The sequence below is a fragment of the Mariniflexile sp. genome (genome assembly GCF_052728615.1).
In genome coordinates, this window is sequence record NZ_JBFVFE010000088.1 from 1 (window position 1) to 11,847 (window position 11,847).

The window sequence follows — 11,847 nt, forward strand, 5'->3', positions numbered from 1 at the left end:
TCTGAAATATAGGGAGGTGGGTTTTTTGTTTCTCAAAACAACCCTTGTGTTTGCAAGGGATAAAGGAGATTTATTGTCGAAATTTCAGTTTTGTCGGTTAGTAGTGGTTAATTATATAAAAATTTGAACTAAATTAAATTTTTGTCATCTACTTAAAATCTATTTTTAGCATTAAAATCTCACTTGTCTCCACCAAACAAATAGCCATAAAACATCCCTACAAAAACGCCGCCACCTACAATATTCCCTAAGGTTGCCGGAATTAAATTTTTTACTATAAAGGTGGTCCAAGTTATATCAACGCCTTCAAAAATAGCCAATGGAATAAAATACATATTAGCAATACTATGTTCAAAACCCATCGTTACAAAAGCCATGACCGGTAACCAAATAGCAAAAATTTTTCCCGCAGTTTCTTTTGCTGCCATACCTTGCCAAACAGCCAGACAAACCAACCAATTGGCTCCAATACCTTTAAGAAAAGTTACTAAAAACGAATGGCTTGTTTTTGTCAGTGCCACTTGTTGAACTGAATCCATATAAGGCGAAGCACTAACAATGTGGGTTAAATGTGTAATAACATACGCTACAAAAATAGCACCGACAAAATTTCCAACATATACCAGTCCCCAGTTTTTGAGTACCGTTCTTATACCTTGCTTTTTATTTAAAACATTAGGCATAAAATAAGCATTGTTGCCAGTAAAAAGTTCTGCGCCCACTATTACAACCAAAATGAGTCCAAGTGGAAAGGTGGCACCAAATAGGAATTTGGTTATTCCAGGGTTTTCAACAGCTATTCCTGGCGAACCGCCTCCAACAATAATAGACAACAATCCGCCAAATGCAACATAAGCGCCCGCCAAAAAAGCAAGGATCAATGTTTTATTTATTTTATATTGACCCTTAGTTTGCGCTAAAGTGTTAACTATTTCTACAACTTCCTTTGGGGTATTCATACTATTTTATATAGGTGGCTAAAACAATATTTTCAATTTATCTTCACTTTTTTAAAATATTTTTTTAGAATATTTGATGCTGCTATCAATTCTTCGGGTGTGTTCTCCCTGGCATCTTTTAATTGGTACTCCCATCCTAAAGCAGCCCATTTATGGATACCTAGTTTATGATAGGGTTGAATTTCTATTTGTTCAATGGTATTGTAATCCCTAAAATATTTTCCCATGGCATGTAATAATTCAGGTGTATTGGTTATTCCCGGAATTAAAACATAGCGCAACCACATATTTTTACCCGAAGCTTCCCGGTGAGCTGCGAAACTGAATGTTGTTTCTTTGCAACTCATGCCAGTTAATGCTAAATACCCTTCCTCGGTCATGTGCTTTATGTCGAGCATTACCAAATCGGCATAATCATCTAAAAGTTCTTTTGAAAAACTATTTAAAATTCTTCCGTTGGTATCAATATTGGTATGGATACCTTCTTCCTTTAACCTTTTGAAAAAAGGGATTAATTCTTTGGCCTGTAATAATGGTTCGCCGCCAGATACGGTTACGCCTCCCTTTTTTCCAAAATAAGGCTTCATTTTAAGCGCCATTTCAACAAGTTCTTCAATAGCGTATTCTGTTCCGCCTGAAGTTTCAATAGAATCTGGATTATGGCAATACAAACATTTTAGCTTGCAACCTTGTAAAAAAACTACCCAACGGATTCCCGGACCGTCATGGGTTCCAAAGGATTCTATGGAATGCACGCGCAATGTGTTTTCTTCTGTTTTGATGATTTTCTTTTTAGTGTTTTATTTTTCAGTACATGCCAAAAATAGTAAGCTGACATTTAAACTGCTTCTGTTATTGACCCCTCAGCCTATCGGCATACCGAAAATTCGGCACAAGCTCTCCCCTTAAAAAAAGGGGAGGAATTATTTAGGAGCTCATTTTTAATGATTTGAACTTCTTATTTAAAATTTTGTCTTGTACTTAAGTTTTATTGGGATTACATGGATTCGTGGAACGAACGTGTAATAACCTCCAATTGTTGTTCTCTGGTTAACCTAACAAAGTTTACGGCGTATCCTGATACACGAATGGTTAATTGAGGATATGCATCTGGGTTTTCCATAGCTTCCAGCAGCATTTCCTTGTTTAGAACATTCACATTTAAATGTTGCGCATTTCTTGAAAAATAGCCGTCCAATGTGGTTGCTAAATTCTCGATTTGTTCTTCTTCATCTGCTCCTAACGATTTTGGCACAATTGAGAATGTATTTGAAATACCATCTTTGGAATCGTCATAATTTATTTTTGAAACGGAATTTAATGAAGCAATGGCACCATTACAATCGCGACCATGCATGGGGTTTGCTCCGGGTGCAAAAGGAATTCCTTGCGCTCTGCCATCTGGCGTTGCTCCCGTTTTTTTTCCGTACGCTACGTTTGACGTAATGGTTAAAACGGACATGGTAACTTCGGCATCTTTGTAAACAGGCAATTGTTTTAATACGTTATTGAATTCTGCAACCGCATTCCGTGCTAAAAAATCTACTCTATCATCATCATTTCCATACATGGGGAATTCGCCTTCAATTTGAAAATCAACCGTCAAGCCTTCTTCATTTCTAATTGGTTTTACTTTCGCATATTTTATGGCCGATAATGAATCGGCAACAATGGATAAACCGGCGATTCCGTAAGCAATATTGATACTTGGACTGGTATCAATTAATGCCATTTGCGCTTTTTCATAATAGTATTTATCGTGCATATAGTGTATAATGTTCATGGAATCGTTGTACACTCTGGCCACTTCTTTCATGGCTATTTTAAAGTTGGCCATGACTTTATCAAAATCCAGATATTCATCGGTATAAACGGGAATGCCATCAACCATTTGTGTTCCTGTAAACTCACAACGCCCCCCGTTTAAAGCTAACAATAAGGTTTTGGCCAAATTGGTACGGGCACCAAAGAACTGAATTGATTTTCCCAATTCTTGGTAAGATACGCAACAGGCAATTCCGTAATCGTCAGAACCTCGTTTTGAACGCATTAAATCATCGTTTTCAAACTGGATTGAAGAGGTGTCAATAGACACTTTGGCACAATAATTTTTAAAGTTTTGAGGTAAGTTTTCAGACCACAAAATAGTAATGTTCGGTTCTGGTGAAGCCCCTAAATTGTATAATGTATGTAAAAACCGGAAGGATGTTTTTGTCACTTTAGTTCTTCCGTCGGCCAACATACCTCCAATAGCTTCTGTTACCCAAGTTGGGTCGCCCGCAAAAATTTCATCGTAAGCTTCCATACGCAAATGGCGCACCATACGCAATTTCATAACAAATTGATCGATGTATTCCTGGGCTTCAACTTCGGTGATGGTGCCTTCGATTAAATCATTTTCAATATAAATGTCCAAGAATGATGACACATTCCCTAAAGACATGGCTGCACCATCCTGTTCTTTTACAGCGGCTAAATAAGCCATATAGGTCCATTGCACAGCTTCTTGGGCATTTTCAGCAGGACGGGATAAATCCAAACCATACGCTTTACCCATTTCAATCATTTCTTTCAAAGCTTTAATTTGCTCTGAAACTTCTTCACGCAAACGGATCACTTTATCGGTCATGGGGCCGGTAATACCCGCTAAATCCTGTGTTTTTGCTTCAATTAAACGTGTAACTCCGTACAATGCAATTCTACGGTAGTCGCCAATAATCCGTCCACGTGCATAATTGTCCGGTAAACCTGTTAAATATCCTAACGAACGGAATTTTTTGATTTCATCGGTATAAGCATCAAAAACACCATCGTTATGTGATTTTACATATTTATTGAATAAATTTGAAAGCTGGTCGTTTGGTTTTAGGCCATGTTCAGACAATGCTTTTTCAACCACTTTAAATCCTCCAAAAGGTTTCATGGCTCTTTTTAAAAGTTCATCGGTTTGCAAACCAACAATAACTTCATTTTCTTTATCAATATAACCCGCTTTAAACGCGTTGATTCCAGAAACAACATCGGTATCTACTGAGCGGACCCCATGTCGTTGTCTTTCTTCTTTAGTACCTTGTTTGCATATTTCCCATAATTTTTTTGTTTTTTTGCTCGGCCCGACCAAAAAATCGTGTGTTCCGTGGTATGGGGTAATATTTTTTGTAACAAAGTCTCTTAAGTTTATCGCCTCACTCCAAATACCTGTATTAAAAATTTTAGTTTTCATCTGTTTATATGTATTATCCTTGTTCATTTTAAGTGTGCAAAAATAAACCCTAAACTTAGTTGTAAAACTGACAAATGTCATCAAAATCTGTTTTTTAAATTTAGTTGATTTCACGAAAACGTTTGAATTGCATTTTTTTATGAATGACCCTTTCCTTTCTAATTGATAGTCTGTATTTAAACGCTACTTTGATAAGAATACATTAAGAAATTACAGACGTGCCTAAAAATGATTCTTTTAGTAGAAGTTGTTTAATGATTAAATATAGCATCTTGAAGACCTATTTTTTTGATAGCGTTTATTCTTCTATTTCCTGTTTATTTTTTTCCCAAGAAGATGAAAATGCCGTTAAACGCATTTTTTATAAAGATAGCTACTACCCATATTTTGTCCCTAAAGGGACATAGATCACATCTGTCGTACCCAAAGGCACGACTTTAAAACTGAATATTGGTGTGACCCATATTTTGTCCCTAAAGGGACATAGATGATGGAAAAAGCAACATGATCATGGTTTTAATGTAAAAATAAGTTCCTTTCCAGGTGCCAAAGTTGTTTTCCCGTTTTCTTTCACTGAACAACCTGAATTTGACATAAAGCAATCGAATATCAACTACATGCGCTATTGTGGGGAGGCTCTTCCGATGGATCGGGACCACAAAGATCATTAAGTCCCTAAAAGCGTTGCCCTGTATGGAACCTTGGTATCGCGATTTATTTAACAAAAAGTTTTGAAACACCTTGTACTTTTAATATATAAATTCCATTGGATAAACTACTTACGTTTATTTTTCCAGATGTATTATCTATAACGCTTTCCATTACAGTTTTTCCAAGCATATTTATAATCTTAATGTGCCCCAATGGTTTGTTTTTTAATGAAACGTTCAAATAATTTCCATTAACTGGGTTTGGGTAAAGCTTTAGACTTTCAGATTTTAAATTTTCATTAGAAACACTTAAAGTTAAGCTTCCTCCAAAACCAACAATAGTCCCAACATCTGAAATTTTATAAGGCGTAAAAGTACCTCCCGAATTTAACTCTTCGGCTCCAGCATCAAAATTAGCTGGTCTAGAGCCTCCTGTAATGTCTTTGGTCAAAAAAGAGTAAGTGCCCAATCCATAATCTACAGCCGCACTTCCACTAGCAATTCTGTAAAAATCAGTTCCGGAAGTTAGCAAACCTGAAGTAACGTTGATGTTACCTGTTGCAGTTACAGACCCGAATGAATCGAATGTGCCGTTTTGTTTTATATTATTCTCATACTTTGAAGAAGCACCCGTTAACTGCGTTGTTACTTGAATTGCTCTTTCAGTATTTTGATACATGATATTATTAGCAATTACCACATTTTGGGGCGGCTGATTTTGAGTAGAATTAAATGTGGCACCAACTCTAATACCTAAATCGCAATTTACAAAGGTGTTATTTACAATGGTCGCATTTTTTACTTGGTAATATCCATTTAAGGGGCTATTTAATATACCATTATGAATATTAATACCTGCAAGACCGCTGGTTGACGAATTATTTGGGTACTTAGCTACGGTGCCTTCAACATAATTATTGTAAATTTTATGGTTTTCACCCATTACCCGAACACCTCCACTAAATGAGTGACCATTTGCTAAAAAGAAGTTATTAAAAACTTCACAATTATCGCCATGTCTCAAAGTTAATGCGCCTGAATAATCTGCGAATGTATTATTATAGTACTTATTGCTTCCACTTTTATTAGAAATTATCTCAATTTCACCTACAAAATTGTAAAAATAATTGTCATAAACTTCAGTAAAGGAATCTGATAAAGATGTTGCGCTATTACCAATTCTAATGGCATCCTGATCGTTATCATCATTCACTACATTAATTGGTGTTCTATCGGCAAAATAATTATGGTGTATTTTAGAATAATCTGGGTTATTATCATTTCTGTTATCATTAATAATACTACCAACACCATACTTTCCAATAAATGAACAATAGCTAATTTCATTATATTGCCCTTCTATTAACACCCATTTATAAGTTTGGGTCTTTTGAGCTTCAGTTCCATTGTAGGAATCAATCTTGATATTGGTTACTTTACAATTATTACAATCTGTACTATTACCTCTGAATTCAATAACTGGGCGACCTGTATCTATATTTGAAGGGTTTGCAAAAACAATTCCATCAATCACGATATAAGAACCACCCATTCTAATATATGATTTACCTGTAAAAGTAACACCTCCCAAAGTTTCTGCCTTAATGGTTATTGGGTTTGCGGCTGTACCGGTTTTAGCAAAATTAAGCTGAACATCTGTCCATACACCAGAATTAGCCAATATGATAGTTTTACCAGCAACTGCATTATTGATTTGGGTATTCAAATCCGTTTTATTGGTAACTGTTACGGTTTGTGCTTGCAGAATATTTCCTAAAAACAAAACAAGCAACAAGAAATAACTAGCGATTTTTTTCATGAATTTTAAGTGTTTTTTATTGATTTAACAGTATTAATATCAATTGGTTTACCAAATTGGATAACCAATTTGACAAACCAAAGATACTAAAATAAAACAAACATGCTAATAAAATAAAATAACACTATTCTGTACAAAAAAACTGTAAACCTTGAAATTCAGTTCATCAATGGCTAATTCAAAAATAATTTTACACAGTTGCTTTTATAGCTGCCTGTGCAGAAACCAAGCGTGCAATGGGCACTCTATAAGGGGAGCAACTTACATAATCCATACCTGTGTTATAAAAGAACTCTACAGAGCTTGGTTCGCCACCATGTTCGCCACAAATACCAACTTTTAAATGTTGTTTTACACTTCTACCCCGCTCGGTCCCCATTTTAACCAATTGGCCCACACCTTCTTGATCCAACACTTCAAAAGGATCGACTTTCAAAATCCCTTTTTCAATATAAATTGGCAGGAATTTACCGGCATCATCTCTGGAATAACCAAAAGTCATTTGCGTTAAATCGTTGGTCCCAAAAGAAAAGAAATCCGCAAGTTCTGCAATTTTATCTGCCATTAAAGCAGCTCGGGGAATTTCAATCATGGTTCCAACCAAAAACTCCACTGTATCATTGCGTTCCTCAAAAATTTTGGCTGCGGTACTTCTTATTATTTGTTCTTGATATTCAAACTCCTTAACGGTACCAACCAAGGGCACCATAATTTCAGGAATACAGACAATGCCTTTAGCTTTTAAATTAATGGCCGCTTCAATAATAGCTCTGGTTTGCATTTCTGTAATTTCCGGGTAGGTATTGCCCAATCTGCAACCCCTGTGCCCCAACATGGGGTTAAACTCCTCTAATTCCGCCACCTTATTTTTAACGGCCTGTAATGAAATATGCATCTCATCGGCAAGTTCTTTTTGGGTTGCCAATTGATGGGGCACAAACTCGTGCAAGGGCGGATCCAATAAACGGATGGTAACGGGGAATCCTTGCATAGCTTCAAAAATGCCCTCAAAATCGCTACGTTGCATAGGCAATAAATCTTGTAAAGCTTGTTTTCTGCCTTTAACGGTATCTGCCAAAATCATTTCGCGCATGGCCTTAATTCTGTCAACTTCAAAAAACATGTGCTCTGTTCGTGTTAATCCAATACCTTGCGCCCCAAAGTTTCTAGCAATTTTTGCATCTTTTGGTGTATCTGCATTGGTCCTTACTTTCATTATAGCGTACTTATCGGACAATGTCATTATTTCTCCAAACTCTCCGCTTAATTCGGGCTCCACGGTTTCTACTTTCCCTTCAAAGATATTTCCTGTAGAACCGTTTAATGATATCCAATCGCCTTCATGATACTCGTGGCCATCCACAGTGAGCGTTCTGGTTTTATAATTGATTTTTAATGCCCCTGCACCAGAAATACAACTTTTACCCATGCCTCTGGCAACCACTGCGGCATGCGATGTCATACCGCCTCGCGCTGTTAAAATACCTTTGGCAATGTTCATGCCCTCTAAATCTTCGGGCGATGTTTCAATACGCACTAAAATGCTGTTTTTGAATTTATTGGCTTCATCGGCAAAAAACACGATTTTCCCAGTGGCCGCTCCAGGTGAAGCCGGTAGCCCTTGTGCAATAACATGGGCTCTTTTTAAGGCAGAAGTATCAAAAACCGGATGTAATAATTCGTCCAATTTATTGGGCTGCATTCTTAATAAAGTTTCTTTTTCATCAATCTTGCCTTCTTTTAATAAATCCATGGCTATTTTAACCATGGCAGCACCGGTACGTTTGCCATTTCTGGTCTGTAAGATCCAAAGTTTACCATCTTGCATGGTAAACTCCATGTCTTGCATGTCGCAATAGTGATTTTCAAGCTTTTTTTGATAGGAATCGAGCTCTTTAAATATCGTTGGCATTAATTCTTCAAGTGATGGGTAATTTTCCGCTCTATCCGCTTCTTCAACTTTCGCCAATTCCGCCCAACGTTGCGAGCCTAATTTGGTAATTTGTTGGGGCGTTCTAACACCTGCCACCACATCTTCACCTTGTGCATTTATTAAATATTCGCCATTGAACACATTTTCGCCCGTACCGGCATCGCGCGTAAAGCAAACTCCCGTACCGGAATTGTTGCCCATGTTTCCGTACACCATGGCCTGCACGTTTACAGCCGTTCCCCAATCGGCTGGATAATTATGCATGTTTCTGTAATAAACCGCCCGGTCGCCATTCCAACTATTGAATACGGCTATGATTGCGCCCCAAAGCTGCTCCCATGGATCGGTTGGAAAACTATGTCCCGTCTGTTTTTTAACGGCATCCTTAAAATCGTAAACAAGATCTTTTAAATCTTGAATGGTAAATTCCGTATCCAGTTTAATTCCTCTTTTATCTTTGAGATGTTCCATGATTTCCTCAAAAGGATCGATATCTTCTTTTGAAGCAGGCTTCATTCCCAAAACAACGCCACCGTACATTTGAATAAAACGGCGGTACGAATCCCAAGCAAACTGCTCGTTATTCGTTTTTTTTACCAATCCAAGAACCACATCATCATTGATACCTAAATTCAAAACGGTATCCATCATTCCTGGCATGGAAACCCTGGCACCCGAACGTACCGACACCAATAGTGGGTTTTCCTTATCGCCAAAAGTAGTTCCCATTAACGATTCAATATTGGCTATAGCACTTTCTACTTCTGCTTTGATCCTTTCAACCACAGCGTCTTGTCCCAATAAATTATACTCGGTACAGGCTTCAGTAGTGATTGTAAATCCCGGAGGCACCGGCATGCCAATAGCACTCATTTCAGCCAAATTAGCGCCCTTGCCCCCTAAAAGATTTTTCATTTTGCTGTTTCCGTCGGCAACCTTGTTGCCAAACCTATACACCCTTGCTTTTACGTCTTGTAAGATTTCCATAATATTAAATTTTCAACTTTTAACGCTATGAAATTAGTTTCTAAAAAGTTTTATTTCAATGATTTATGTCATATAAACATGGTTTTTTTTTGTTATTATAAAAGCGCTTGTTTTACCATTCATATTAAATAAAGTTGTGGAATATGCCCATGTATTTGTAAATCCTATTTATTTTCATACTTTGCAATAACTAAACCGAGGCAAACTAATGGCAGAAATAACTAAACTTTTTGATTTTCCATATCATCAATTAAAAAACCATAAACTAGAAAAGGCATTCAACACCAAATATCATGGTGTTTGGAAATCTACCTCTACCCAAGAGTTTATCGATCAAGCCAATGCCATTAGTAGGGGTTTGCTGCGTTTGGATGTGAAACCAAATGATAAAATTGCCGTTATATCTTCCACCAATAGAACGGAATGGAATGTTTTAGATATTGGCGTGCTGCAAACCGGAGCCCAAAATGTACCTATTTACCCAACCATTTCCTCTGAAGATTATAAGTATATTTTAAACCATTCTGAAGCTACCTATTGTTTTGTATCCGATTTAGAAGTTCTTGAAAAAATAAATGCGATAAAAGCTGAAACAAAATTAAAGGCAGTTTATACGTTTGATGACATTGAAGGAGAAAAACACTGGTCCGAAGTTTTAAAATTAGGTAAAGACACCAGCAACCAAGCACTGGTTGAGTCTAGAAAAGATGCTGTGAAACCTACCGATTTAGCGACGTTGATTTACACCTCTGGCACTACCGGCACACCTAAAGGCGTTATGCTCTCGCACGATAACATTGTATCTAATGTGCTTGGTGCCCAACTCCGATTTCCATTAAAACATGGCGACAAAGCTTTAAGTTTCTTACCTATCTGCCATATTTTTGAACGCGTTTTTTTATACCTATACCAATATGCGAGTATAGAAATTTATTTTGCCGAAGCCATGGATAAAATAGGTGATAATGCTAAGGAAGTAAAGCCTTCCACTATGACCGTTGTTCCCAGACTGGTAGAAAAAGTGTACGATAAAATCATGGCTAAAGGTGCTGAATTGACTGGCATAAAAAAAATACTGTTTTTTTGGGCGGTAGATGTTGGAAGTCATTTTGAGACTTATAAACAAAATGGCTGGTGGTATGAACTTAAACTAGCTATAGCACGGAAACTGATTTTTAAAAAATGGCAACTAGCATTAGGTGGCAACATAGTGTTTATGGCATCGGGCAGTGCTGCGCTGCAATCGCGTTTAGGACGCATTTTTGCCGCGGCCAACATGCCCATAATGGAATGTTATGGACTTACCGAAACATCTCCTGGTGTTTCTGCCAGCGATAGAAGAAATAACGGCTGGAAAATAGGATATGTTGGTAAAATGATTGACGGTGTTGAAGTTAAAATTGCCGAAGATGGCGAGATTTTGGTTAAAGGCCCCAATGTGATGATGGGCTATTATAAAGAACCCGATAAAACTGCCGAAGTCATGACGGGCAATTATTTCCATACGGGCGATATTGGCGAAATTGATTCGGATGGCTTTTTAAAAATTACCGATCGTAAAAAAGAAATGTTCAAAACCTCTGGCGGGAAATATGTGGCACCGGCCCTTATAGAAAATCAATTTAAACAATCGCGCTTTATAGACCAAATAATGGTCATTGGTGAAGGCGAAAAAATGCCAGCAGCATTAATTCAAATTAATTTCGACTTTGTTAAAGAATGGGCAAGACGCCATAAAGTTAATTTCAGTTCCAATGAAGAGCTCATTAAAAGCGCTGAGTTGCACGAGCGCATCCAAAGCGAAATTGACAAGGCAAATACCAACTTTGGAAGTTGGGAGCAAATCAAAAAATTTGAAATAACACCTGATGTTTGGACTATTGAAGAAGGACATTTAACCCCAACCCTAAAATTAAGACGTAAGATTGTAAAAGAGAAATATGCCAGTCTTATTGAAAAAATCTATCGCCCTTGAAACCCTATTAAATTAACAATCAAGTATTTGCCCCTTTGATTATTAAATATGTTTTCAACAAAAAAACACATCCAAAATTAAAAATTACACGTTTTTTTCATATTTTTAATAGTGAACTCATTTAAACTATAAAAAATGAAAACAAAAAATTTCTTAGTTGCAGGTATTGCTGGGGGCATTGTAGATTTCTTATTGGAATGGTTATTTTATGGTATTATATTCATTTATTAATCGTTTAGTCTATTAGTTCGTATAAAACTCTTATGCGGCGTACTGGGCGTGCTCGTGATGGAAATATTTT

Annotated in this window: 6 protein-coding genes; 1 reads left to right on the top strand and 5 read right to left on the bottom strand. The window is 36.9% G+C overall.

Annotated features, from left to right (window positions below; translation table 11 throughout):
- Window positions 1–179: 179 nt before the first annotated feature.
- The 5 genes from ACU1LP_RS18505 to ppdK form a co-directional block, all read right to left on the bottom strand.
- Window positions 180–959 carry a formate/nitrite transporter family protein gene (locus ACU1LP_RS18505; RefSeq protein WP_445733763.1) on the bottom strand — a complete coding sequence of 260 codons (780 nt, stop codon included), beginning with the start codon at window positions 957–959 and terminating at the stop codon, window positions 180–182.
- A 32-nt stretch (window positions 960–991) separates the two neighbouring features.
- Window positions 992–1,714 carry a pyruvate formate-lyase-activating protein gene (pflA, locus tag ACU1LP_RS18510; RefSeq protein ID WP_445732074.1) on the bottom strand — a complete coding sequence of 241 codons (723 nt, stop codon included), beginning with the start codon at window positions 1,712–1,714 and terminating at the stop codon, window positions 992–994.
- A 242-nt stretch (window positions 1,715–1,956) separates the two neighbouring features.
- On the bottom strand, window positions 1,957–4,182 hold the full coding sequence (pflB, locus tag ACU1LP_RS18515; protein WP_445732075.1) for a formate C-acetyltransferase: 2,226 nt from the start codon (window positions 4,180–4,182) through the stop codon (window positions 1,957–1,959).
- A 714-nt stretch (window positions 4,183–4,896) separates the two neighbouring features.
- Window positions 4,897–6,651, bottom strand: coding sequence for a chondroitinase-B domain-containing protein (locus tag ACU1LP_RS18520; RefSeq protein ID WP_445737016.1), 1,755 nt, complete (start codon window positions 6,649–6,651; stop codon window positions 4,897–4,899).
- A 190-nt stretch (window positions 6,652–6,841) separates the two neighbouring features.
- On the bottom strand, window positions 6,842–9,571 hold the full coding sequence (ppdK, locus tag ACU1LP_RS18525; RefSeq protein WP_445737017.1) for a pyruvate, phosphate dikinase: 2,730 nt from the start codon (window positions 9,569–9,571) through the stop codon (window positions 6,842–6,844).
- Window positions 9,572–9,779: 208 nt separating this feature from the next.
- Here ppdK and ACU1LP_RS18530 point away from each other — a divergent pair, with 208 nt between their 5' ends.
- Window positions 9,780–11,546 carry an AMP-dependent synthetase/ligase gene (locus ACU1LP_RS18530; protein ID WP_445737018.1) on the top strand — a complete coding sequence of 589 codons (1,767 nt, stop codon included), beginning with the start codon at window positions 9,780–9,782 and terminating at the stop codon, window positions 11,544–11,546.
- The last annotated feature ends 301 nt before the right edge of the window (window positions 11,547–11,847 follow it).